The sequence below is a fragment of the Pseudomonas sp. FG35 genome, assembly GCF_057809295.1.
On sequence record NZ_JBMDJR010000006.1, the window covers coordinates 208,547 to 230,808 of the forward strand.

Here is a 22,262-nt window from a genome sequence, read left to right on the forward strand (position 1 = left end):
TCCCGTACAGCCTGCTGAACCGTGATGTACAGCGCTTCGACAACGATCGGCATCGGGGTTCCCCGGCGTCATGAGATCAGATGACTCAAAAAAGGTGATATCAGTTTGGTTTTTCTGTCACGTGCAAATGGTAACCTTCGCCCGTTCGTCCGCCCATCTGCGACTTAACGTCGCGCTTTCAAGGAGCTTCACCCGTAAAAAACGGTCATGCCTGCGTGCATAAAGGCCGGGGTGGGCAGTGGCTGGCGAACCATACTAATAATTGGGGGATACACAATGAGCACGACCATTACGGCGGACGGCCTCAAAGCCGATCAGCCCGGGTTCCTGTCCAAGGAACGCATCATCGCCAAGCCCGGTTTCAACCGTTGGCTGGTTCCACCGGCCGCTCTGGCCATTCACCTGTGCATCGGCATGGCCTACGGCTTCTCGGTGTTCTGGTTGCCGCTGTCCAAGGCACTGGGCGTCACCGCTCCGGTGGCTTGCGCACCGGACATGAGCTTCATCGCACAAGTCTTCTCGTCGCAATGTGACTGGCCGATCTCCATGCTCGGCTGGATCTACACCCTGTTCTTCATCTTCCTCGGCTGCTCGGCAGCGATCTGGGGTGGCTGGCTTGAACACGCAGGACCACGCAAGGCCGGCGTTGTATCGGCATTGTGCTGGTGCGGCGGTCTGCTGATTTCTGCGCTGGGTATCTATACCCACCAGATCTGGCTGATGTGGATCGGCTCCGGTGTGATCGGCGGTATCGGTCTGGGTCTGGGCTACATCTCGCCGGTCTCGACCCTGATCAAGTGGTTCCCGGACAAGCGCGGCATGGCGACCGGCATGGCGATCATGGGCTTCGGCGGTGGCGCGATGGTTGGTGCACCACTGGCGACCGCTCTGATGAGCCATTTCGCTTCGCCGACTGGCGTGGGCGTGTGGCAGAGCTTCGTGGCTATGGCGGCGATCTACTTCGTGTTCATGATCGGTGGCGCGCTGGCTTACCGCGTACCGCCAACCGGCTGGAAGCCTGAAGGCTGGACCGCGCCAGCGAAAAAAGCCTCGAACGCGATGATCACCCACCGTCACGTTCACGTGAATGTGGCGTGGAAAACCCCGCAATTCCGCCTGGTGTGGCTGGTGCTGTGCCTGAACGTGTCTGCCGGTATCGGCATCCTCGGCATGGCTTCGCCACTGTTGCAGGAAGTGTTCGGTGGCAAGCTGCTGGGCAACGATCTGCCGTTCGGTCAGCTGGATGCCGGTCAACTGGCTTCCATCGCAGCGATTGCGGCCGGTTTCACCGGTCTGCTGAGCCTGTTCAACATCGGCGGTCGCTTCTTCTGGGCGTCGTTCTCGGACTACCTGGGCCGCAAGAACACTTACTTCGTGTTCTTCGCACTGGGCTTTGCGCTGTACGCACTGATCCCGAACCTCGGTCACCTGGGCAACGTTGCGCTGTTCGTGGCGGCGTTCTGCATCATCCTGTCGATGTACGGCGGCGGTTTCGCGACCGTGCCGGCGTATCTGGCCGACCTGTTCGGTACGCAGATGGTCGGCGCGATCCACGGTCGTCTGCTGACGGCCTGGGCTGCCGCTGGCGTGCTGGGTCCGGTGCTGGTGAACTACCTGCGTGAGTATCAGCTGAGCATCGGCGTTGAACGCGCCGCCGCTTACGACATCACCCTGTACATCCTCGCCGGCCTGCTGGTGCTGGGCTTCCTGTGCAACCTGCTGGTGCGCCCGGTGGCGGACAAGTACTTCATGACCGACGCCGAACTGGCTGCCGAACAGGCGCTGGGTCACGACAAGGGTGCTGATGGCAGCACCGTGCTGGAGTGGAAAGCCGCGCCGGGCAGCAAGCCGCTGGCGATCGCTGCGTGGCTGGTGGTGGGAATTCCGTTGGCGTGGGGTGTGTGGGTGACCCTGCAGAAGACGGCGGTTCTGTTCCACTAAGTAACCGTTAAAACGCAGAACCCCTGTGGGAGCGGGCTTGCCCGCTCCCACATTTGTTTCCGGGTGCCTGTAATGGCTTGTATGGACATGTCTACCCGCGACAGCCGGGGCTTCTATCCGTCTGCCATATCACCTCTCGTGTTTCTGTTTCGGCCCCGCGCCCCTATAATGGCTGCCTTTTTCGCCCAATGATTTTGCGGAGCTGGTGATGGCCGAACGTAAGGCGTCTGTCGAGCGCGACACTCTGGAAACCCAGATCAAAGCCTCGATCAACCTTGATGGCACCGGAAAGGCCCGATTCGATATCGGTGTTCCTTTTCTTGAGCACATGCTGGATCAGATCGCCCGTCACGGGTTGATCGACCTGGATATCCAATGCAAGGGCGATCTGCATATCGACGACCACCACACGGTGGAAGACGTCGGTATCACCCTCGGCCAGGCCTTCGCGCAAGCCATTGGCGACAAGAAAGGCATCCGTCGCTACGGCCACGCCTACGTGCCGCTCGATGAAGCGCTGTCGCGCGTGGTGATCGACTTCTCCGGCCGGCCGGGCCTGCAGATGCACGTGCCGTACACCCGCGCCACCGTTGGCGGCTTCGACGTCGACCTGTTCCAGGAATTCTTCCAGGGCTTCGTCAACCACGCACTGGTCAGTCTGCACATCGACAACCTGCGCGGCACCAACACCCACCACCAGATCGAAACCGTGTTCAAGGCTTTCGGCCGCGCGCTGCGCATGGCCGTCGAGCTGGACGAGCGCATGGCCGGCCAGATGCCTTCGACCAAGGGCGTCCTGTAATGCAGACGGTTGCAGTTATCGACTACGGCATGGGCAACCTGCACTCGGTGGCCAAGGCCCTCGAGCACGTCGGTGCCGGCAAGGTGCTGATCACCAGCGATGCGGCAGTGATCCGCGAAGCCGACCGCGTGGTGTTCCCCGGTGTCGGCGCGATTCGCGATTGCATGGCGGAGATCCGTCGCCTCGGTTTCGATTCGCTGGTGCGTGAAGTCAGCCAGGATCGTCCGTTCCTCGGCATTTGCGTCGGCATGCAAGCCTTGCTCGACAGCAGCGAAGAGAACGACGGTGTCGACTGCATCGGCCTGTTCCCGGGCGCGGTGAAGTTCTTCGGCAAAGACCTGCATGAAGACGGCGAGCACCTGAAAGTCCCGCACATGGGCTGGAACGAAGTGAAGCAGGCGGTGGATCACCCGCTGTGGCACAACATTCCGGACCTGGCGCGTTTCTACTTCGTGCACAGCTACTACATCGCCGCCGGTAACCCGCGGCAGGTGGTCGGCAGCGGTCATTACGGCGTCGATTTCGCTGCGGCGCTGGCCGAAGGTTCGCGTTTCGCCGTGCAGTTCCACCCGGAGAAGAGCCATACCCATGGCCTGCAATTGCTGCAGAACTTCGCGGCGTGGGACGGTCGCTGGTAAATGGCCGTCAAGAAATCCAAGCCGCCGATCCTGACCCTCACTCCCGAGCAGGAGAGCGAGGCCAACCGCAAGATTCAGCGGTTCATGGAGGATCGTTTCGAACTGGACCTGGGTTCGTTCGAGGCGGCGGAAATTCTTGAGCTGTTTACCCGCGAAATTGCTCCGCACTATTACAACAGGGCGATTTTCGATGTGCAGACCCACCTCAAGGAGCGGTTTGAAAGCATCGAAAGCGACCTGTGGGCGCTCGAGAAAAACTGATTTCCGAGCCAAGCTGAACATTCAAATTTGAAGGTTTGCCAGATGCTGATTATTCCCGCTATCGATCTTAAAGACGGTGCCTGCGTACGTCTGCGCCAGGGCCGCATGGAAGATTCCACAGTGTTCTCCGATGACCCGGTGAGCATGGCTGCCAAGTGGGTGGAAGGCGGTTGCCGTCGTCTGCATCTGGTCGACCTGAACGGGGCTTTCGAAGGCCAGCCGGTCAACGGCGAAGTGGTGACCGCGATCGCCAAGCGCTACCCGACCCTGCCGATCCAGATCGGCGGCGGCATTCGTTCGCTGGAAACCATCGAGCACTACGTCAAGGCTGGCGTGAGCTACGTGATCATCGGCACCAAAGCGGTGAAGGATCCGGCGTTTGTCGCTGAAGCCTGCCGCGCGTTCCCGGGCAAGATCATCGTCGGTCTGGATGCCAAGGACGGTTTTGTCGCCACCGATGGCTGGGCTGAAATCAGCACCGTGCAAGTTATCGACCTGGCCAAGCAGTTCGAAGCCGACGGCGTGTCCTCGATCGTTTATACCGACATCGCCAAAGACGGCATGATGCAGGGCTGCAACGTTCCGTTCACCGCCGCGCTGGCGGCTGCCACGAAGATCCCGGTGATCGCTTCCGGCGGCATTCACAACCTCGGTGACATCAAGTCGCTGCTCGACGCCAAGGTGCCAGGCATCATCGGCGCCATCACCGGCCGGGCGATCTACGAAGGCACTCTCGACGTCGCCGAAGCGCAAGCTTTCTGCGACTCGTACCAAGGCTGAGGACTGACCATGGCGCTGGCCAAACGCATCATCCCTTGCCTGGACGTGGACAACGGCCGGGTCGTCAAAGGTGTGAAGTTCGAGAACATCCGTGACGCCGGCGATCCGGTGGAAATCGCCCGTCGCTACGACGAGCAGGGTGCCGACGAGATTACTTTTCTCGACATCACCGCCAGCGTCGATGGCCGTGACACCACGCTGCACACCGTCGAGCGCATGGCCAGCCAGGTGTTCATCCCGCTGACCGTCGGCGGTGGCGTGCGGACCGTGCAGGACATTCGCAACCTGCTCAATGCCGGTGCGGACAAGGTGTCGATCAACACCGCTGCCGTGTTCAACCCGGAATTCGTCGGCGAAGCGGCGCAGCATTTCGGCTCGCAATGCATCGTTGTCGCCATCGACGCGAAGAAGGTCTCCGGCCCGGGCGAAACCCCGCGCTGGGAGATCTTTACCCATGGCGGCCGCAAGCCGACCGGCCTCGACGCGGTCGAGTGGGCGAAGAAAATGGAAGGCCTGGGTGCCGGTGAAATCCTCCTGACCAGTATGGATCAGGACGGCATGAAAAACGGTTTCGACCTCGGCGTGACCCGCGCCATCAGCGATGCGCTGGGTATTCCGGTGATCGCGTCCGGCGGCGTCGGCAACCTGCAGCATCTGGCTGACGGCATTCTTGAAGGTCACGCCAGCGCGGTGCTGGCGGCGAGTATTTTCCACTTCGGCGAATACACGGTTCAAGAAGCCAAGGCTTACATGTCTAAACGCGGCATCGTAATGCGTTAAACATCCATACAGGCCAGTGGACAGCATGGCGTACCCAAGGCACTCTTGGGCACGCCATGGATTTCGGTAGCCCGACATGATCAAACGCCTGCTTCTCGCCCTCGCCAGTGCCTCCGTGTTGTTGATCAACACCGGCCACGCCGAGGAAAGTCCCGACACCGATCTGGTGCTCCTCACCGAAAACTTCCCGCCGTACAACATGGCGAAGAACGGCAAGAATTTCGCCCAGGATGAAAACATCAACGGCATCGCCACGGACATCGTGCGCGAGATGTTCAAGCGTGCCGGCATCACTTACAGCCTGACCCTGCGCTTCCCCTGGGAGCGGGTCTACAAGCTGGCGCTGGAAAATCCCGGTTACGGTGCGTTCGTCATGGCGCGGCTGCCGGATCGCGAAAAGCTCTTCAAATGGGTCGGCCCGATCGGCCCGGACGACTGGGTCATGTTGGCCAAGGCCGACAGCAAGATCACCCTCGAAACCCTCAATGATGCGCGCAAGTACAAGATCGGCGCCTACAAGGGTGATGCGATTGCCGAGACTTTGACCAAACAGGGGCTGAAGCCGGTGGTGGTGCTGCGTGATCAGGACAACGCCAGGAAACTCGTCAGCGGTCAGATCGATCTGTGGGCCACCGGCGATCCTGCCGGCCGTTATCTGGCACGGCAGGATGGCGTGACCGGGTTGAAAACCGTACTGCGCTTCAACAGTGCCGAACTGTATCTGGCACTGAACAAAGACGTGCCCGATGCAACGGTTGCCCGGTTGCAGGCCGAGCTGGATCAGATGCGCAAGGACGGTGTGGTCGATGAGATCATGGGACGGTATTTGTAGCGACTTCTTCCTCTGTCGTCGGCTGAGGGGCGAAACCGATATTGTCGCGGTCACTGTCTGAATGGCCTTCGCTTGATGGCGGCTCTGTCGCCAGTTGCGGAGTGAAGGTCAGCGTGCTGTCGCTGTCTGGCGGATACTCGGTCAGGTAAAGGCTTTCATCATCGGTGTAACCCACGCTCACTGCTACATGAGTGCCGTCTGCGCGCCTCAACGTATAGATACTTTGTATTTGATAGACCGCCACGGCCTTGTGTTTGGCAGCCATGGCGACGATGTCCAGTGGGCGCGATTCATCCCAGCCGCTGGCTGATGTCTCGCAGTAGGTAAAGTCTTTGTACAGATGTGCCGAGAAGCGGATGGCAGGTGGGGCGCTCGAAGGCAGCGCTGACCACGCTGTCGAGAACTCGATAGCGGTGAGGCGGCTGAAAATCTGCTGCATCTGCGAGTTCTGGACGCGAACCGCTTTCCATTTGAAAGGCCGCGGCAGATCACTGGTGTTGTGGCCGTGCCCCACCAGGACATATTGATCCGAGCGTTCCAGACGGTAGAACGGGGAAGTGGACAACTGCTCGCCCGCAGACAGTTGATCGTTTACCGCGAACCATGGAATTCGCACGGTCTGTGTGACCTTGGCCGGTGCCAGTTCCGGAGGGGCCCCATACCCCGACAGTTCAGGCGCCTCGGGTGCAGGTATTGACTGTCGGGGAAGCTGCATTCGCAACGCATGGACGATGGCATTCACAGGTTTGGAGTGGCTCTGGACTCCGAAGAACGTGCCCGCTGCAAAGTGGATTTCACCCGCAGCAGCCTGCGCAGGTTCAATGTCCCAGGCGCTGAAGTTCTGCCTGGCGCCACTGCCTTTGTCATCCCAGATCAAATCGCCAACGGTTGCGGGCATGACCAGATCTTCCCGGACACAGCGGATCGCATTGAGTAATGGCTTGTCGCGACCGTTGGAGCAGACAAGCCCCATGGCCACATAACCGGGAGGAGGGATCGGGCGCCATACCGTGCAGTCGGCGGCGGCTCCGGAGTTGGCGTCCTTCCAGACTCTTTCGTAGTCCGTGGGCGGGCTGAGTGCGTTGCTCCGGGAGGGGGCATCGCCTTGCGGCTCGCCTTCACGGACGACGGCCACGATTCTGTTTCCATTGACGTTTTCGTATCCGGTCACGGCCACATCCCCCAACGGGAAATACCCCGGTAGCAGATCGGGGGCGGGAGCCGGGCGCCAAAAACTGCCAACCGCGGAACCGGAGCCGCGGCTGTCCCAGATCCGGTGGAATTCGCTGGTGAAATTGATCAGCAGATTGCCGAACCGGATCGGTTCCATTCGCTGCGCAGATAATGTGTTGCTGTCGATGCCTGTCATAGTCAGTCCTGAAGTTTGCAAGGCGACCCACAAGAGTCGCTAACCATTACAGGGGTGACTATCCAGACGCGGGCGAGTCGTCAGGCAATAACTATGTGTAGCGGTTGTATCAGGGCATTTATCGGTAGACACCGTTTTTGCCGTGTGCGGCCGTGGCGCGATTGCTGCGCACACTGATCATCTGCTTGATGTCGATCCACTCGATGCCTTGGGCTTTCAACTTTGGCAGCTCCCGTTCCAGCACCGCGAGTGTCTGTGGATAAGGGTGCCCGATCATCACGGCTGAACCCTGTTTGTGCGCCAGGCTGATTGCCGTCTGCAATTGAATCAGGATCGCCGCTTCGGTGCGCACGTCATCGAGAAACACATCCCGTGAAACGCTCGCCAGATCGATCTTCTGTGCCTGCTGCGCGGCGACAGTCTGGGCGCTGGTCCGGCTGTCGACGAAGAACTTGTGGCGGCGCTGCAACTCGCCCATCAACCAGGCCATGGCCACCGGCTGCGCAGTCATGCGACTGCCCATGTGGTTGTTGATGCCGGCGGTGTAGGGGACCATTTTGAACGCGGCACTCAGCCGTTTTTCGAGTTCTTCGATGGGCAGTTCGGGATGCCAGGCGAACGGGCCAGTGGCCGGGTCCATCGGCATGTGCAGGATCACGACCTTGCCGGCGCGATGGGCCTCGCGGGCAAACTCGGTGGCGTGCGGGGTGTCGGGCATGATCGCGGTCGTGACCGGCCCGGGCAGGGCCAGCACCCGGCGATCCCGGGGCAGGTTCTGCCCCAGGTCGTCGATGATCAGTGTCAGGTAGGCTTTTTGAGGTGTGGGTCTGGCAGGTTCTGCATGAGCAGCACCCGCCAGACAGCACAGCAGGACAAAGACCAAACGCAAGGACATCCTCAACGGCCGGACGTGATGCTCAGGCCTTTGAGCAGGCTCAGGGCCTGGGCCAACTGGTAATCGTCATCCTGCGGCATCGCCTTGGCTTTGCCGCCAGAGCCGGTCGGTTTGTCCGCGCCGCCGTTGCCGTTGCCCAGGTGACCTTGCAGATCGGCTTCCTTGAAGTAGTCGCTGTCCGCCTCGTTGGTGATCTTGGCGCGGCGCACTTCGATGTCCGGGACGATGCCCTGGGCCTGGATCGAGCGGCCGTTCGGCGTGAAGTACAGCGCCGTGGTGATCTTCAGCGCGCGGTCGTTGTTCAGCGGCAGCACGGTCTGTACCGAGCCCTTGCCGAAACTGGTGGTGCCCATGACCACGGCGCGTTTCTGATCCTGCAGGGCGCCGGCGACGATTTCCGAGGCCGAGGCACTGCCACCGTTGATCAGCACGACCATCGGCACGGCTTCGCTTTCGTCCTTGCCGGTGGCGGAGAAGCGCAGTTCGGAGTTGGCGATCCGGCCCTTGGTGTAGACGATCAGGCCTTTGGTGATGAAGTGGTCGACCACTTCCACCGCCGCCTGCAGTACGCCACCCGGGTTGTTGCGCAGGTCGAGGATGATGCCGTTGAGCTTCTTGCCGTTGTCCTTGCGCAGCTTGGCCAGGGCCTTGGAGACCTCTTCGCCGGTCTTGACCTGGAACTGAGTGATGCGGATCAGGCCGTAGCCCGACTCCAGCAGTTGCGCCTTGACGCTCTTCACCTGGATCACGGCGCGAGCCAGGGTTACATCGAACGGCGTGCCGCCGTCGCGCACCAGGGTCAGGGTGATCTTCTGGCCGATCTTGCCGCGCATCTTGTCCACGGCTTCGGTCATGGTCTGGCCGCGGGTCGGCGCGCCGTTGATCTTGACGATGAAGTCGCCGGCCTGGATGCCGGCCTTCGACGCCGGAGTGTCATCGATCGGCGACACGACCTTGATGAAGCCGTCCTCGGCGCCGACTTCGATGCCCAGGCCACCGAATTCACCGCTGGTGCTTTCCTGCAACTCGGCAAAGTCTTCAGGGCCCAGGTAGGCGGAGTGCGGATCGAGGTTGCTGAGCATGCCCTTGATCGCGTTTTCCAGCAGGGTCTTGTCGTCCACCGGCTCGACATAGGCGGCCTTGATCCGGTCCATGACCTCGGCAAAGGTGCGCAGCTCTTCCAGCGGCAACGGCGCCTTGGAAGTCGCGGCAGTACCTGCCGGAGCGACGGCCGGAGCCGGTTGAGCGGCAAACGCCAGAGGCGCGCCGATCACCAGGGCGATCGTCAGGGCCAGCGAGGTAAGGCGGGACAAATGCAGCATGTCGAACGAACTCCTGAATTAGATGGCGTGCTTATCCTTGCGCACGGCACCATTGCGCCGGATCACTCGGGTGACCCTGCTGACGAATTGCGAAATACAGCGCTGGTGTGTCCTGGCCGCCACTGTTACCCACAGTGGAGATGGACTCACCGGCTTTTACCACGTCACCCGCCGACTTGAGCAGCGTCTGGTTGTGACCGTAAAGACTCAGAAAACCGTTGCCGTGATCGAGGATCACCAATAGCCCGGCACCGCGCAACCAGTCGGCAAACACCACGCGCCCGCCATGTACGGCGTGCACCTGGCTGCCGGCGGAGGCGCTGATCATCACGCCGTCCCACTTTGTACGGGCATCGTCGCCACGGGTTTCGCCGAAGCGTGCCAGCAGTCGACCATCAACCGGCCATGGAAGTTTTCCCCGGGTGGCAGCAAAAGGGCCGCCGAACGTCTCGCCGCTGCTGGAAACCAGCGCGCCAGGTGTGGGTCTGGCTTGTTTTCGCGGGGCGTCGCTGGTATCCGAGTCCGCATCGGCACGGGCCTGGGCCTCACGCAAACGCTTTTTTTCGGCTTCCTGCTGGGCGATGAGCGCTTTCTGTCGCGCTTCTTCTGCCTCACGGGCCTGGCGGGCCAGGGTTTCTTCAATGGTTTTAAGGACTTTAGACAGGTCTGCCTGGTCCTGCTCGCGGGCGGCCAGTTTCTGGTCCCGGGCTTTCACGTCGTCATTGAGTTTGGCAAGGGCCTGCTGGCGCTCCTTGCGGACCTTGTCGAGCGCTTCGCGCTGAGTGTCGAGATCGCTTTGCTGCACCAGCAATTGCGCCTGCTGCAAGCCGATGTCCTTTTCGACATTGGCCAGTTGGCGCAGGGTTTCGTTGAAGCTTTTCAGCTGTTCCAGGCGAGCCTGGCTCAGGTAGTCGTAATAGGTGAGGGTGCGGGCGAATTTCTCGGGATTCTGCTGGTTGAGCAGCAGCTTGAGGTATTCCTGGCGACCGTTCTGGTAGGCGGCGCGGGCCTGGATGGCGATCAGTCGCTGCTGTTCAGTGCGCGCGCTCTGGAGTTTTTTTTTCTCCGCATCGAGCCGCTGCAGCTCGGATTCGCTCTTCTTCAGCTCTTTCTGCAGGGCTTCGACCTGTTTCTCGAGCTTGCCCATCTCGGTTTCGGTGCCCTTGAGCTCCTTTTGCACGCCGGATTTTTCTTCCTGGAGCTTGCCCAGCAGTTTTTTCAGCTCGGCGATGTCCTGGCGCGTGGCGTCCAGTTGCTGTTGGGTTTGCGCGCGCTCATCCGCGAAGGCCGGTTGAAGCAGGCATGTCAGAGCGAGGGCGATCAGGACGCGAAGCATAGAGGCGGGCGGCACCAGGGTAAGGGACGGTCTAGTATGCCCGCCCGACGCAGCAAAAAAAACGCCTCAAAGCCAACTGCTTTGAGGCGTTCGTCATAAAAAGCCGTTTCAGGCTGATTACAGGGCGTTTTTGATATCAGACCAGAATCGAAGTGCCAGTCATTTCCGCCGGTTTTTCCAGACCCAGCAGTTTCAGCATGGTCGGCGCCACGTCCGCCAGCACGCCGCCTTCGCGGACTTTCAGATCGCGCTTGCCGACATAAATGAACGGTACCGGCTCGGTGGTGTGTGCGGTGTGCGCTTGCCCGGTGGATTCGTCAGCCATCTGCTCGACGTTACCGTGGTCGGCGGTGATCAGCGCTTCACCGCCGACTTTTTCCAGAGCCTCGACGATGCGGCCTACGCAGGTGTCCAGGCATTCCACGGCTTTCACCGCGGCTTCGAACACGCCGCTATGGCCGACCATGTCGCCGTTGGCGTAGTTGACCACGATCACGTCGTAACGCTGGTTCTCGATGGCCTCGACGATGCGGTCGGTGACTTCCGGCGCGCTCATTTCCGGCTGCAAGTCATAGGTGGCGACTTTCGGCGACGGGATCAGGATGCGCTCTTCGCCCGGGAACGGTTCTTCGCGGCCACCGGAGAAGAAGAAGGTCACGTGGGCGTATTTCTCGGTTTCGGCGATGCGCAGCTGGGTCTTGCCGTTTTTCGCCAGGTAGTCGCCGAGCACGTTTTCCAGGCTGCCCGGGGCAAAGGCTGCGGGAGCCGGAATGCTGGCGGCATATTGAGTCAGGCCCACGTACTGCACGTTTGGCTGGCGTGCGCGTTCGAACTCCTTGAAACCGTCTTCGACAAACACACGGCTCAGCTCGCGGGCGCGGTCGGCGCGGAAGTTCATGAACACCACGGCGTCGCCGTCTTCGACTGTCACCGGCTCACCGATGCTGGTGGCCTTGACGAATTCGTCGCTCTCGCCACGGGCGTAAGCGGCTTCCAGACCTTCCTGGGCGGTGGCGGCGTTGAATTCGCCCTTGCCGTCGACGATCAGGTTATAGGCCTGAGCCACGCGATCCCAACGGTTGTCGCGGTCCATGGCGTAGTAGCGGCCGATCAGGCTGGCGATGCGGCCCTTGCCGAGGGCCTGGAAGGTCGCGTCGAGCAGTTCGATCGACGAGGCAGCGCTTTTCGGCGGCGTGTCACGGCCGTCGAGGAAGGCGTGCAGGTAGATTTTTTCGGCGCCGCGCTTGAAGGCCAGTTCGGCCATGGCGATCAAGTGATCCTGGTGGCTGTGAACCCCGCCGTCCGACAGCAGGCCCATGAAATGCACGGCCTTGCCGGCGGCCACAGCCTTGTCCACGGCGGCGCAGATGGTCGGGTTCTCGAAGAACTCGCCGTCGCGGATCGCTTTGGTCACGCGGGTGAAGTCCTGATACACCACGCGCCCGGCGCCGAGGTTCATGTGGCCGACTTCGGAGTTGCCCATCTGGCCGTCCGGCAGACCGACGTCCATGCCGCTGCCCGAGATCAAGCCGTTCGGTACGGTGGCCCACAGGCGATCCAGCACAGGCTTCTTGGCCGCATAGACGGCGTTGGACTCGGGGCTGTCGCTGTGACCGAAGCCGTCGAGAATCATCAGGACCAAAGGTTTAGGCGTGGTAGTCATGGAATCCACTCGTGGCTAATAAGAAGAGGGCGATGGAAAAGGGAGTTGGAGTTTAAAGCGAAGTTCCGGCGGCGTCACCGCCGGACGGGGTTTGGCCGACCATAGTGGCTGTGTATACTGGCCGACATTTTAACGCCCTGGAACCTCCTTCGATGGTTGCTCACCTGATTGAATTTGCCACTAACCACTACATTCTTGTCGGTATCTTCGTCGTACTGCTGGCTTTGCTGCTGGCGCATACGGTGCAGGGCGGCGGTAAAAGCCTGAGCACGGGCGAGCTGACCGCGCTGGTCAACAAGGAAGCCGGCGTGGTGGTGGACATCCGTCCGAGCAAGGACTACGCCGCCGGTCACATCGTTGGCGCGGTGAACATTCCCCAGGACAAACTGGCCGCCCGCATCGGCGAGCTGGAAAAACACAAGGCCAAGACCATCATTCTGGTCGACGCCCTGGGCCAGACCGCCGGCACCCACGCCCGCGAGCTGATGAAGGCCGGCTTCACCGCCGCCAAGCTGTCCGGCGGGATTTCCAGCTGGAAAGGCGACAACCTGCCGTTGGTGAAGTGACATGAGCGACGTCATCGTCTACTCCAGCGATTACTGCCCTTACTGCTCGCGCGCCAAGTACCTGCTCGCGAACAAAGGCGTGGCCTTCGAAGAGATCAAGGTCGATGGCAAGCCGCAGGTGCGCGCCGCCATGGCCCAGAAGGCCGGACGCACGTCCGTGCCGCAGATCTGGATCGGCGACACCCACGTCGGCGGATGTGATGATTTGTATGCCCTGGAGCGCGCCGGCAAGCTCGACGCGCTGCTCAAGGCCTGAACTGCTGCACCTGCAAACCAAGAACCCTAAAAGACCCAAGATCAGAAAGGATCTGAGATGACTGACCAACAGAACACTGCAGCCAGCGAAGAAGAAACCGCACCGCAATTCTCCTTGCAGCGCATCTACGTACGCGACCTGTCCTTCGAAGCCCCGAAAAGCCCGGCAATCTTCCGCCAGCAGTGGGATCCGGCGGTCGCTCTGGATCTGAACACCCGCCAGAAAGCCCTGGAAGGTGATTTCTACGAAGTCGTGCTGACCCTGTCCGTCACCGTGAAAAACGGTGAAGAAGTGGCCTTCATCGCTGAAGTGCAACAGGCCGGTATCTTCCTGATCAAGAACCTGGACGCGGCTTCCATGAGCCACACCCTGGGTGCGTTCTGCCCGAACATCCTGTTCCCGTACGCTCGCGAAACCCTGGACAGCCTGGTGACCCGCGGTTCGTTCCCGGCCCTGATGCTGGCCCCGGTGAACTTCGACGCCCTGTACGCGCAAGAGCTGCAGCGCATGCAGGAATCCGGCGAGACCCCAACCGTTCAGTAAGCGGTCGATGCAACAACGAAAAAAGCGCCGTTACCGGCGCTTTTTTCTTGGGCGATCGAATGGCGTTACTTGAAGTCGTTCTGCCGCCACGCTTCGTACACGGCCACCGCCACAGTGTTGGACAGGTTCAGGCTGCGGCAGCCTTCGCGCATCGGCAGGCGCAGGCGCTGTTCGCCGGGCAGGGCATCGAGCACTTCCGGCGGCAGGCCACGGCTTTCCGGGCCGAAGATGAACGCATCGCCGGGGACGAACGCGGCATCGTGAAACGGCCGCGAACCCTTGGTGGTGAAGGCGAACAGCCGTGGATGACCGAGGCTTTCCAGGCAGCTGGCGAGGTCGGCGTGGCGCTGCAGAGTGGCATACTCGTGGTAGTCGAGACCGGCGCGGCGCAGGCGCTTGTCGTCCATCTCGAAGCCCAGCGGTTCGATCAAATGCAGGTGGCAGCCGCTGTTGGCGCACAGCCTGATAACGTTGCCGGTGTTCGGCGGAATTTCCGGTTGAAAAAGGATGACGTGAAACATGCACGGCTCCGAAGGTAAAGATGACGCGCATTCTACGCCGCAAGCGGATCCGCGTTCGAAACTATTCCCGCGGGTGATGGCATCGCTGGCGATCGTCGGTGTGATGGTCGGAATGATGATCGGTCGTTTGACCACGCCTGACCCGACCGTCTTGCAGCAGGTCGAGGTGATTGATGATGGTCTGGCGGTCTGGTTCAACAACGAGCCGAAGCTGCACGGCGAGATCGTCGATGGCAGCGTTGCGCTGTTGTTCGGGGCTGAAGGCAAGCCCCAGAAAGGCCAGCTCAAGCTCAACGGCAAGGACGTGAACTGGCGGACGCGTTTGAGTGACGGGGGATTGTTGCTGACGCTGGTGGCGGCGCGGTCGCTGCAGGGCGACTGGGCCGGCCAGGCGGTCGATGACCGCTGGCGGCTGGAGATCCATCTCCGGGAGCAATAAAAGAGGGAATCCCCGGCCTGCCTGTACCAAGGTTCCCGAAACGGGCGGGCTCATCGCATCGCGTTCTGAGCCGGTGTAAAGAAGGAACCCCTGACCTGCCTGTATCAAGGGCCCCAAAAGGGTGGACTCGCTGAGTCCGGTGTAAAGAGGGGAATCCCCGGCCTGCCTGTACCAAGGCCCCCGAAAGGGTGGGTGAATCGAATCACCTGAAGGAGTTATTGCAGGGGGCGTGCCAGTTTTTCTCGTTTTGAAACAAAAAAGCTCGGCACAACGACGAAGGCCCCGTAATACGGGGCCTTCGGCTTTTCACAGGACGGGATTTTCAGCGGTTTACAGTGCGAGACTGAGTCAGTTGCCGTGCCCGATTAAGGGTCACGGTGCCTTGCGGCGGTGCAGGCTGGCGCTGAATCTCAGCCTTCATCGCCCTCATCGTCATCCCCGCCATCGACCTTCATGCCGAGTTCCTTGATCTTGCGGGTCAAGGTGTTCCGGCCCCAGCCCAGCAGCACGGCCGCGTCGCGACGACGTCCGGCGGTGTGCTTCAGTGCTGTCTCGATCATGATTCGCTCGAACGCCGGCACCGCGCTGTCGAGCAGGCTCGACTGACCGCGCGCCAGGGCCTGATCGGCCCACTGTCGCAGCGCCTGTTCCCAGTTGGTGACCGGCGCCGAGTCCTGCGGCAGGCTCAGCAGTTCCGGCGGCAGGTCGCTGATGTGCACTTCGCGCCCGGAGGCCATTACGGTGATCCAGCGGCAGGTGTTTTCCAGCTGCCGCACGTTGCCTGGCCACGGCAGGTTCTTCAGGTATTCCTCGGTCTCGCTTTTCAGCAGCTTCGGCTCCACCGCCAGCTCTTGCGCGGCGCGGCTGAGGAAGTGCTTGGCCAGGGTCGGGATGTCTTCGCGACGGTCCGACAGGCGAGGGATGTGGATGCGGATCACGTTGAGGCGGTGGAACAAGTCCTCACGGAATTTCCCGGCGTGAACCAGGGTTTCCAGATTCTGGTGCGTTGCGGCGATGATCCGCACATCGACTTTGACCGGCACGTGCCCGCCAACGCGATAGAACTCGCCATCGGCCAGCACCCGCAGCAGGCGAGTCTGGGTGTCCGCCGGCATGTCGCCGATTTCATCGAGGAACAGCGTGCCGCCGTCGGCCTGTTCGAAACGGCCACGACGCAGGTTGGCCGCACCGGTGAACGCGCCTTTTTCATGGCCGAACAGCTCGGATTCCATCAGGTCTTTCGGAATCGCCGCCATGTTCAGCGCGATGAACGGCGAGGCCGCGCGCGGGCTGTGGCGGTGCAGGGCGTGGGCCACCAGTTCTTTACCGGTGCCGGATTCGCCGTTGATCAGCACGGTGATGTTGGAGTGGCTCAGGCGCCCGATGGCGCGAAACACTTCCTGCATCGCCGGCGCTTCGCCGATGATTTCCGGGGTGCGGGTCAGCGCTGGCGCGACTTCCAGACCTTGCTGTTCCTGGGCGTGCTGATTGGCGCGCTTGACCAGCGACACGGCTTCGTCGACGTCGAACGGCTTGGGCAGGTATTCGAACGCGCCACCCTGATAGGAGGCGACAGCGCTGTCCAGATCGGAATGAGCGGTCATGATGATCACCGGCAGCCGCGGGTGCTGCTCGCGGATCCGTGCCAGCAGGTCCAGGCCACTGGCGCCGGGCATGCGGATGTCGGAGATGATCACGTCCGGCTGCTGGCGCGCGAGGCGGCTCATCACGCCATCGGCACTGTCGAAGCTCTGGGTGGTCATGCCTTCCTGTTGCAGGGCTTTTTCCAGAACCCAACGGATAGAACGGTCGTCATCGACGATCCACACGGTTTCACTACGGCTCATGTCGATGTGGCTCCTTGTTCCAGTGGCAGAAAGATCGAGAACGTGGTGTGGCCTGGATGGCTGTCACACTCGATCAGGCCCTGGTGCTGGCTGATGATGTTCTGGGTGATGGCCAGGCCCAGCCCGGTACCGTCCGGACGGCCGCTGACCATGGGAAAGAAGATGGTTTCCTGGAGTTCCGCAGGAATGCCCGGGCCGTTGTCGATGATCTCGATCTTGGTCACCAGGCGATGGCGGACGTGGCCGATGGTGAACTGGCGCATGGCGCGGGTGCGCAGGCTGATGCGGCCCAGGCGCAGTTCGTTCTGGCTGCTGATGGCCTGCATCGCGTTGCGCACGATGTTCAGCACCGCCTGAATCATTTGTTCCCGGTCGATCAGGACGTCTGGAATGCTCGGGTCGTAATCGCGCACCAGCGTGATGCAGCCCTGGCTTTCGGCCTCGACCAGTTGGCAGACCCGCTCCAGCACTTCGTGTACGTTGCACAGGGCCAGCGACGGCAATTTGTTCGAGCCGAGCATGCGGTCGACCAGATTGCGCAGGCGGTCGGCCTCTTCGATGATCACGTTGGTGTAGTCGCGCAGGCTGTCTTCCGGCAGTTCCCGGGCCAGCAACTGCGCGGCACCACGGATGCCGCCCAGCGGATTCTTGATCTCGTGGGCCAGGCCGCGCACCAGCATCTTGCTGGTTTCCTGTTTCGACAGTTGCGCCTCTTCCTTGGTGATCCGCAGCAGGCGGTCACGGGGATGGACTTCCAGCAGGAGCAGGGTCGCGCCGTTGCTGAGGATCGGCGTCACCGCGTAATCCACGGTCAGGGTCTGGCCGGTGAGGGCGGTGAGCATCGCTTCGCGCTTGGTGAACGGGTGCGCCTGCTCCACCGCCTGGCGCAGCGAGTTGAGCGCCTCGGTGGACTCGGTGAACAGCTCGCTGATGAACTGCCCATGGCTGCGCTGACCGCTGATGGCCAGCAGCATCTCCGCCGCCGGGTTCATGTACTCGAGGCGCAATTCGCTGTCGAGCAGGATGGTGGCGGTGGTCAGGTTGTCGAGTAGCAAGCGATGCAGTGCGTCACTGATGGTCATGAGGACCTCTTTTGGAGCATGGCGCGCGCAGGGATACAGCGCTGATGCGAGGAAAATGCAAAAACCAAACCAAGGCTCCGAAAAGAAGCGTTCAACCCCTGAAACGGGCGTTTGACGCTCGTTTGCGTGGCAGTCAAACCGCTCTGGCGGGTACTTTCGAACCAAAATGGGTTGGAATGTGAGTACGGTGCAGCGTATTGCACCAATATAGTGCGCAAAGCTGAACGACGTCAGAAGAAACGCAGGAAAGGATTTTTCGGTTCGGCGGGTTTGTCTTTCAGCGGGCATTCCGGGCGAACGCCGTAGTCGGCGCTGACACACGGTTTGACCTGACGCTTCTGTGCCAGGGAAATGCGCTGCATGTGGAACGGCTGGTTGGCGGTTTTCTCCACGGTCCGGCCTTGGGCGTCGAGGATTTCCACCGACAGGTTGTGGCTGCCACGATCGATGTTGCTCAGCGGGAACACCGGGCTCAGGCCGGGTTCGCCGACGGCCTGGCCATCCAGCAGCAGGCGATACAAATGACCTTTTTGCAGGCCCGGCTCGCTGGTGACGCTGACGATCAGCTCTCCGGCGCTGCTGCGAATGGTCGCGTCCGGCTCGGGGATCAGCACCCGCAGCATGTCGTAGTGGAACAGCGGCGGCTCTGCTGATTTCATCGACGGCTTGACCGGTGCAGTGGCGGTTGGATTCGAGGCCATGCGATTGCTGGTGGCCAGCGGCACACGCTTGGCGTTGCCGCGCGGTTGATCGGTGTAGACGCGATTGCCCTGTGCATCGATGTAAGTGAACACCTCGGCCGATGCGCCAAACGCGATCAGCGACAGGCACAAGGCAATCAATCCTCGCCTCATGGCTTGTGCACCCGCTGCACGGTGAACACCACCGCCGGACTCTGCTGAATGATCGTCTCGCCATTGATCACCTGCACCGCCAGCCGATGCTCGCCCCGGTCGACGTTAACCAGTTGCAGGATCGGCACGTTGCTCGGTTGGCCATAAGGCGCGTCGTCCAGCAGCAGGCGCAATTGATGCGGCGGTTGCAGGCGCGGCTTGATCAGCACGCTGACCGTGAAGGTGCCGTTGTTGGCGCGCAGGGCTTCCTCGGTGGGCAGGCCGGTCAGCTCCAGCACTTCATAGACGTTACGCGCCGGCTCACGAGTGGCCGTATCGGCAGAGGGCGCATTCGGTGCCTGAGGCTGGACGCTGTTGAGCGGCGGCAACGCCACCGGCTGCACCTGCACGCCGTCCGGCGCGTGATCGCTGTAGACCGTGTTGCCGTCGGCGTCGGTGTACTTGTAAATCTGTGCGGCAGCGGGCAGGACGATCAGCAGCAACAGGAGAAAAAAACCACGACCCATGGATTCGACCGATCAACAATGAGATTGGCTTGCAGCATAGGCCAGGGGCGGCGGTAAGCCCAATCGGGACAATATCTGCTCACACAAACCGCTCAGGATTTATTGCGCGGCGCCAGGCGCACCCGTATTTTCGCGGGCGCCGGACAGGACACCTGCCTTGTAGTGCTCGATCAGGACCGGCACACCCTTGGCGTCGACTTCGCGCCATTCGCCTTCCTTTACGTCGTCAACGAAGTTGACGTTGAGGGTGTGGCCATTGTCGAGTCTGGTCACCCAGAGGCCTTGGCGTTTGTCATCGCGATATTCGCCGCGCTCGGTAGTGCCACGAACAGTCAATTCACTCAGGCCGTTGAGTTGGCCGTGGACATAGGTCTGGAATCCGGTGGCGACCCATTCCATGTCGTCGTGGTTGAGAAGCTGCCAACGACCCTCGCGCAAATCATTGTGGAATTCGCCCTCCAGTGTTTGCCCATCCTGGTACAGCGTCCACTGGCCCTCTCGTTTGCCCTCTACGAAATTGCCGGACTCCGAATATTTCTCGTCTTTGGAAGAAGACCACGGACCGACCCGAACGCCCTGCTTGTAGGCACCTTGGGCCGAGAGCGAGCCGGAATCATAAGACACCGATTGGCCGTCTTCGCTGCCGGTGAATTTAGTCGGTTCGGTTTCCCAGGCAATACGCCTCACCCGATAGTTGTAGAGCGTGCGCTTGCCCTCGACGAGCGTCTGGTCGAGCCATCGCCAGAAAGTAACGGTAAGGAACCGGCCGTTTTTTTCCTGATAGGTCTTCTTGAAGAAGTAAGGTTCGTCATCTGGCGTCGGGTCGCTCAGTGGGTCGTAGTACTGGCCGTAAAAGCTCACCAGTTTCCCTTGGCTGAAATCGAGCTGGTCGAATTCCGGTATGCCGGACTCTTCAAGGAAGAGGCTGTAGTTGAGCGGGGTGATTTGGCTCAGAGCCTTCTTGATGGTCAGGGCGTCGAGGTGTTTGCGACCTTCGGCGATGCGGTCCAGCGCCGGCTGCAATCGCGTGACGCGGCTGTAGAGGTGGTCGTTGGCGTTGTATTTGTAGGCGTAGATTTTGTAGCGGTCGTTTTGCCGAAAAAGCACGAAGCGGGTCGGATCCTCACTGTCGAGCGACATGAGAAAAACCGATTCGATGTTCACCTGACCGAACTCATCAAGCAGTTGCGGGCGTTCGCCCGGCGTGTCGCAACGGCAGTAATAGCCTTTGACGCCGTTCGTTTCCTTGATGAACGCCAGAGTCATCGAGCTTTCCTGCAAGCCCTGGATCAGCGGGTGAGCCAGCGGCTTGTCTTCATAGAACTCGGCTGCGCCAGTTGTTGAGCAGGCGAGGCCGGCCATCAGGGCGATAGCCCGTAACCACTTCATGCGAATCCCTTCGTCAAGGCGCCGGTCGTGGCGCGAAAGCGGCGGATTATCCATGGATGAGCGGGCACAAAAAAAGCCTCCCGAAGGAGGCCTTTCTTTGTCACGCCGCGTAGCGCGGCGCTACCGGATCAGCAGCTGTAGTACAGCTCATATTCCAGTGGGTGTACGAAGGTGCGGACCTTGATTTCTTCTTCGGATTTCAGCGCGATGTAAGCGTCGATGAAGTCGTCGGAGAACACGCCGCCCTTGGTCAGGAACGCACGGCCCTTGTCCAGCTCTTCCAGGGCTTCTTTCAGGCTGCCGCAAACTTGCGGGATCTCTTTCGCCTCTTCAGGCGGCAGGTCGTACAGGTTCTTGTCGGCAGCATCGCCTGGGTGGATCTTGTTCTGGATACCGTCCAGACCAGCCATCAGCAGCGCTGCGAAAGCCAGGTACGGGTTGGCAGCCGGATCCGGGAAGCGGGCTTCGATACGACGGCCTTTAGGGCTGTTGACGTAAGGAATACGGATCGAGGCGGAACGGTTGCGAGCCGAGTAGGCCAGCATCACTGGAGCTTCGAAGCCTGGCACCAGACGCTTGTAGGAGTTGGTGGCCGGGTTGGTGAAGCCGTTCAGGGCCTTACCGTGCTTGATGATGCCGCCGATGAAGTACAGGGCGGTGTCGGACAGGCCGGCATAGCCTTCACCCGCGAAGGTGTTCTTGCCATCTTTGGAGATGGACATGTGAACGTGCATGCCCGAACCGTTGTCGCCGTACAGAGGCTTCGGCATGAAGGTCGCGGTACGGCCGTAGGCGTCGGCAACGTTGTGGACAACGTATTTCAGGGTCTGGGTTTCGTCGGCTTTCTTCACCAGGGTGTTGAACTTGACGCCGATTTCGTTCTGGCCGGCAGTTGCCACTTCGTGGTGGTGAACTTCAACGGTCAGGCCCATTTCTTCCAGTGCGTTGCACATGGAGGTACGGATTTCGTGGTCGTGGTCGAACGGCGGAACCGGGAAGTAGCCACCTTTCACGCCTGGACGGTGGCCTTTGTTGCCGCCTTCCACGTCCTGGTCGGACATCCACGAGCCTTGCTCGGAGTAGATCTTGAACATCGAACCGGAGATGTCGGACTTGAACTTCACTTCGTCGAAGATGAAGAACTCAGGCTCTGGACCGGCGAATACGGTGTCACCGATACCGGTGGTCTTCAGGTATTCCTCGGCGCGGCGGGCGATGGCGCGCGGGTCGCGATCGTAACCTTGCATGGTCGAAGGTTCGATGATGTCGCAGACCAGGATCAGGGTCGGCTCTTCGGTGAACGGGTCCAGAACGGCGGTTTCGTCGTCCGGCAGCAGGATCATGTCGGAGGCTTCGATGCCTTTCCAGCCAGCGATGGAGGAACCGTCGAACATCTTGCCAACTTCGAAGAAGTCGTCTTCCAGCGCATCGCGAGCCGGCATGGTCACGTGGTGCTGAGTGCCTTTGGTGTCCGTGAAGCGCAGATCAATCCACTTGACGTCATGATCTTTGATGAGTTGAACCGACTTCGACATAGTGTCCTCCGGGTGAATTAGGGCGGGTAGTGGATGCCCTTAATAGTGGTGATGCCGGCGCGAATACTCTGCCAAGGCAACCTGCCTCACAAGGGAGCAAATTGC

Annotated in this window: 23 protein-coding genes; 11 read left to right on the top strand and 12 right to left on the bottom strand. The window is 61.0% G+C overall.

Features of this window, described 5'->3' with window-relative positions; genetic code table 11:
* Nucleotides 1–276 precede the first annotated feature (276 nt).
* The 7 genes from ACODTD_RS14340 to ACODTD_RS14370 all read left to right on the top strand — a co-directional run bounded on the left by ACODTD_RS14340 (nt 277) and on the right by ACODTD_RS14370 (nt 6,034).
* The gene (locus ACODTD_RS14340) at nt 277–1,941 is read left to right on the top strand and encodes an OFA family MFS transporter (RefSeq protein WP_011332016.1); all 1,665 of its coding nucleotides are present in this window, start codon (nt 277–279) and stop codon (nt 1,939–1,941) included.
* Between the two features lie 208 nt (nt 1,942–2,149).
* Entirely contained in the window at nt 2,150–2,743 is a 594-nt protein-coding gene (gene hisB, locus ACODTD_RS14345) for an imidazoleglycerol-phosphate dehydratase HisB (RefSeq protein ID WP_039764670.1), read from the top strand.
* A complete protein-coding gene (gene hisH / locus ACODTD_RS14350) occupies nt 2,743–3,381 on the top strand; it encodes an imidazole glycerol phosphate synthase subunit HisH (protein ID WP_007952546.1) in 639 nt (212 codons plus the stop codon). The genes hisB and hisH overlap by 1 nt, the downstream gene beginning before the upstream one ends.
* On the top strand, nt 3,382–3,642 hold the full coding sequence (locus ACODTD_RS14355) for a DUF2164 domain-containing protein (RefSeq protein WP_011332018.1): 261 nt from the start codon (nt 3,382–3,384) through the stop codon (nt 3,640–3,642).
* Between the two features lie 42 nt (nt 3,643–3,684).
* Nucleotides 3,685–4,422 (top strand): 1-(5-phosphoribosyl)-5-[(5-phosphoribosylamino)methylideneamino]imidazole-4-carboxamide isomerase, encoded by a 738-nt coding sequence (hisA, locus tag ACODTD_RS14360; protein WP_011332019.1) that lies wholly within the window; start codon nt 3,685–3,687, stop codon nt 4,420–4,422.
* 9 nt (nt 4,423–4,431) lie between these two features.
* Nucleotides 4,432–5,202 (top strand): imidazole glycerol phosphate synthase subunit HisF, encoded by a 771-nt coding sequence (hisF, locus tag ACODTD_RS14365; protein ID WP_011332020.1) that lies wholly within the window; start codon nt 4,432–4,434, stop codon nt 5,200–5,202.
* 76 nt (nt 5,203–5,278) lie between these two features.
* Nucleotides 5,279–6,034 (top strand): substrate-binding periplasmic protein, encoded by a 756-nt coding sequence (locus tag ACODTD_RS14370; RefSeq protein ID WP_011332021.1) that lies wholly within the window; start codon nt 5,279–5,281, stop codon nt 6,032–6,034.
* Here ACODTD_RS14370 and ACODTD_RS14375 read toward each other — a convergent pair.
* The 5 genes from ACODTD_RS14375 to gpmI all read right to left on the bottom strand — a co-directional run bounded on the left by ACODTD_RS14375 (nt 6,015) and on the right by gpmI (nt 12,619).
* Complete coding sequence (locus tag ACODTD_RS14375) at nt 6,015–7,403, bottom strand: Vps62-related protein (protein WP_201817892.1); 1,389 nt, start codon at nt 7,401–7,403, stop codon at nt 6,015–6,017. The two genes, ACODTD_RS14370 and ACODTD_RS14375, sit on opposite strands and share 20 nt — an antisense overlap.
* 118 nt (nt 7,404–7,521) lie before the next feature.
* Nucleotides 7,522–8,298, bottom strand: coding sequence for a divergent polysaccharide deacetylase family protein (locus ACODTD_RS14380; RefSeq protein ID WP_201817889.1), 777 nt, complete (start codon nt 8,296–8,298; stop codon nt 7,522–7,524).
* 2 nt (nt 8,299–8,300) lie between these two features.
* Complete coding sequence (locus ACODTD_RS14385) at nt 8,301–9,620, bottom strand: S41 family peptidase (protein WP_011332024.1); 1,320 nt, start codon at nt 9,618–9,620, stop codon at nt 8,301–8,303.
* Between the two features lie 31 nt (nt 9,621–9,651).
* The gene (locus ACODTD_RS14390; RefSeq protein WP_011332025.1) at nt 9,652–10,956 is read right to left on the bottom strand and encodes a murein hydrolase activator EnvC family protein; all 1,305 of its coding nucleotides are present in this window, start codon (nt 10,954–10,956) and stop codon (nt 9,652–9,654) included.
* Nucleotides 10,957–11,092: 136 nt separating this feature from the next.
* On the bottom strand, nt 11,093–12,619 hold the full coding sequence (gene gpmI, locus ACODTD_RS14395) for a 2,3-bisphosphoglycerate-independent phosphoglycerate mutase (RefSeq protein ID WP_285357310.1): 1,527 nt from the start codon (nt 12,617–12,619) through the stop codon (nt 11,093–11,095).
* A 152-nt stretch (nt 12,620–12,771) separates the two neighbouring features.
* On the opposite strand from gpmI, the gene ACODTD_RS14400 reads away from it, so the two are divergent.
* The 3 genes from ACODTD_RS14400 to secB are packed head-to-tail and all read left to right on the top strand — an operon-like array spanning nt 12,772 to nt 13,984.
* A complete protein-coding gene (locus ACODTD_RS14400) occupies nt 12,772–13,185 on the top strand; it encodes a rhodanese-like domain-containing protein (RefSeq protein ID WP_007952524.1) in 414 nt (137 codons plus the stop codon).
* A gap of 1 nt (nt 13,186) precedes the next feature.
* Nucleotides 13,187–13,441 (top strand): glutaredoxin 3, encoded by a 255-nt coding sequence (grxC, locus tag ACODTD_RS14405; protein ID WP_007952522.1) that lies wholly within the window; start codon nt 13,187–13,189, stop codon nt 13,439–13,441.
* 57 nt (nt 13,442–13,498) lie between these two features.
* On the top strand, nt 13,499–13,984 hold the full coding sequence (secB, locus tag ACODTD_RS14410; protein ID WP_007909233.1) for a protein-export chaperone SecB: 486 nt from the start codon (nt 13,499–13,501) through the stop codon (nt 13,982–13,984).
* 65 nt (nt 13,985–14,049) lie between these two features.
* Here secB and ACODTD_RS14415 read toward each other — a convergent pair whose 3' ends face one another.
* A complete protein-coding gene (locus ACODTD_RS14415) occupies nt 14,050–14,505 on the bottom strand; it encodes a tRNA (cytidine(34)-2'-O)-methyltransferase (RefSeq protein ID WP_007952520.1) in 456 nt (151 codons plus the stop codon).
* Between ACODTD_RS14415 and ACODTD_RS14420 the strand changes: the two genes are divergently transcribed.
* Nucleotides 14,504–14,944 carry a hypothetical protein gene (locus tag ACODTD_RS14420; RefSeq protein ID WP_285357299.1) on the top strand — a complete coding sequence of 147 codons (441 nt, stop codon included), beginning with the start codon at nt 14,504–14,506 and terminating at the stop codon, nt 14,942–14,944. The genes ACODTD_RS14415 and ACODTD_RS14420 overlap by 2 nt on opposite strands.
* A 410-nt stretch (nt 14,945–15,354) precedes the next feature.
* Here ACODTD_RS14420 and ntrC read toward each other — a convergent pair whose 3' ends face one another.
* The 6 genes from ntrC to glnA form a co-directional block, all read right to left on the bottom strand.
* The gene (gene ntrC / locus ACODTD_RS14425; protein ID WP_011332028.1) at nt 15,355–16,791 is read right to left on the bottom strand and encodes a nitrogen regulation protein NR(I); all 1,437 of its coding nucleotides are present in this window, start codon (nt 16,789–16,791) and stop codon (nt 15,355–15,357) included.
* Complete coding sequence (gene glnL / locus ACODTD_RS14430) at nt 16,788–17,873, bottom strand: nitrogen regulation protein NR(II) (protein ID WP_007952516.1); 1,086 nt, start codon at nt 17,871–17,873, stop codon at nt 16,788–16,790. The genes ntrC and glnL overlap by 4 nt, the downstream gene beginning before the upstream one ends.
* Before the next feature lie 230 nt (nt 17,874–18,103).
* On the bottom strand, nt 18,104–18,727 hold the full coding sequence (locus tag ACODTD_RS14435; protein WP_011332029.1) for a DUF4124 domain-containing protein: 624 nt from the start codon (nt 18,725–18,727) through the stop codon (nt 18,104–18,106).
* Nucleotides 18,724–19,233 carry a DUF4124 domain-containing protein gene (locus ACODTD_RS14440; protein ID WP_011332030.1) on the bottom strand — a complete coding sequence of 170 codons (510 nt, stop codon included), beginning with the start codon at nt 19,231–19,233 and terminating at the stop codon, nt 18,724–18,726. Before ACODTD_RS14440 ends, ACODTD_RS14435 begins: the two co-directional genes overlap by 4 nt.
* A gap of 99 nt (nt 19,234–19,332) precedes the next feature.
* Nucleotides 19,333–20,676, bottom strand: a complete 1,344-nt coding sequence (locus ACODTD_RS14445; protein WP_489104959.1) for a toxin-antitoxin system YwqK family antitoxin — start codon at nt 20,674–20,676, stop codon at nt 19,333–19,335.
* A 74-nt stretch (nt 20,677–20,750) separates the two neighbouring features.
* Complete coding sequence (gene glnA, locus ACODTD_RS14450) at nt 20,751–22,157, bottom strand: glutamate--ammonia ligase (protein ID WP_011332032.1); 1,407 nt, start codon at nt 22,155–22,157, stop codon at nt 20,751–20,753.
* Between the last annotated feature and the right edge of the window lie 105 nt (nt 22,158–22,262).

Excerpts from the sequence above, each read along its gene's own strand:
- ACODTD_RS14340 (WP_011332016.1), top strand. The coding sequence starts at position 277 with ATGAGCACGACCATTACGGCGGACGGCCTCAAAGCCGATCAGCCCGGG.
- hisB (WP_039764670.1), top strand. The coding sequence starts at position 2,150 with ATGGCCGAACGTAAGGCGTCTGTCGAGCGCGACACTCTGGAAACCCAG.
- hisH (WP_007952546.1), top strand. The coding sequence starts at position 2,743 with ATGCAGACGGTTGCAGTTATCGACTACGGCATGGGCAACCTGCACTCG.
- ACODTD_RS14355 (WP_011332018.1), top strand. The coding sequence starts at position 3,382 with ATGGCCGTCAAGAAATCCAAGCCGCCGATCCTGACCCTCACTCCCGAG.
- hisA (WP_011332019.1), top strand. The coding sequence starts at position 3,685 with ATGCTGATTATTCCCGCTATCGATCTTAAAGACGGTGCCTGCGTACGT.
- hisF (WP_011332020.1), top strand. The coding sequence starts at position 4,432 with ATGGCGCTGGCCAAACGCATCATCCCTTGCCTGGACGTGGACAACGGC.
- ACODTD_RS14370 (WP_011332021.1), top strand. The coding sequence starts at position 5,279 with ATGATCAAACGCCTGCTTCTCGCCCTCGCCAGTGCCTCCGTGTTGTTG.
- ACODTD_RS14375 (WP_201817892.1), bottom strand. The coding sequence starts at position 7,403 with ATGACAGGCATCGACAGCAACACATTATCTGCGCAGCGAATGGAACCG.
- ACODTD_RS14380 (WP_201817889.1), bottom strand. The coding sequence starts at position 8,298 with ATGTCCTTGCGTTTGGTCTTTGTCCTGCTGTGCTGTCTGGCGGGTGCT.
- ACODTD_RS14385 (WP_011332024.1), bottom strand. The coding sequence starts at position 9,620 with ATGCTGCATTTGTCCCGCCTTACCTCGCTGGCCCTGACGATCGCCCTG.
- ACODTD_RS14390 (WP_011332025.1), bottom strand. The coding sequence starts at position 10,956 with ATGCTTCGCGTCCTGATCGCCCTCGCTCTGACATGCCTGCTTCAACCG.
- gpmI (WP_285357310.1), bottom strand. The coding sequence starts at position 12,619 with ATGACTACCACGCCTAAACCTTTGGTCCTGATGATTCTCGACGGCTTC.
- ACODTD_RS14400 (WP_007952524.1), top strand. The coding sequence starts at position 12,772 with ATGGTTGCTCACCTGATTGAATTTGCCACTAACCACTACATTCTTGTC.
- grxC (WP_007952522.1), top strand. The coding sequence starts at position 13,187 with ATGAGCGACGTCATCGTCTACTCCAGCGATTACTGCCCTTACTGCTCG.
- secB (WP_007909233.1), top strand. The coding sequence starts at position 13,499 with ATGACTGACCAACAGAACACTGCAGCCAGCGAAGAAGAAACCGCACCG.
- ACODTD_RS14420 (WP_285357299.1), top strand. The coding sequence starts at position 14,504 with ATGCACGGCTCCGAAGGTAAAGATGACGCGCATTCTACGCCGCAAGCG.
- ACODTD_RS14415 (WP_007952520.1), bottom strand. The coding sequence starts at position 14,505 with ATGTTTCACGTCATCCTTTTTCAACCGGAAATTCCGCCGAACACCGGC.
- ntrC (WP_011332028.1), bottom strand. The coding sequence starts at position 16,791 with ATGAGCCGTAGTGAAACCGTGTGGATCGTCGATGACGACCGTTCTATC.
- glnL (WP_007952516.1), bottom strand. The coding sequence starts at position 17,873 with ATGACCATCAGTGACGCACTGCATCGCTTGCTACTCGACAACCTGACC.
- ACODTD_RS14435 (WP_011332029.1), bottom strand. The coding sequence starts at position 18,727 with ATGAGGCGAGGATTGATTGCCTTGTGCCTGTCGCTGATCGCGTTTGGC.
- ACODTD_RS14440 (WP_011332030.1), bottom strand. The coding sequence starts at position 19,233 with ATGGGTCGTGGTTTTTTTCTCCTGTTGCTGCTGATCGTCCTGCCCGCT.
- ACODTD_RS14445 (WP_489104959.1), bottom strand. The coding sequence starts at position 20,676 with ATGGATAATCCGCCGCTTTCGCGCCACGACCGGCGCCTTGACGAAGGG.
- glnA (WP_011332032.1), bottom strand. The coding sequence starts at position 22,157 with ATGTCGAAGTCGGTTCAACTCATCAAAGATCATGACGTCAAGTGGATT.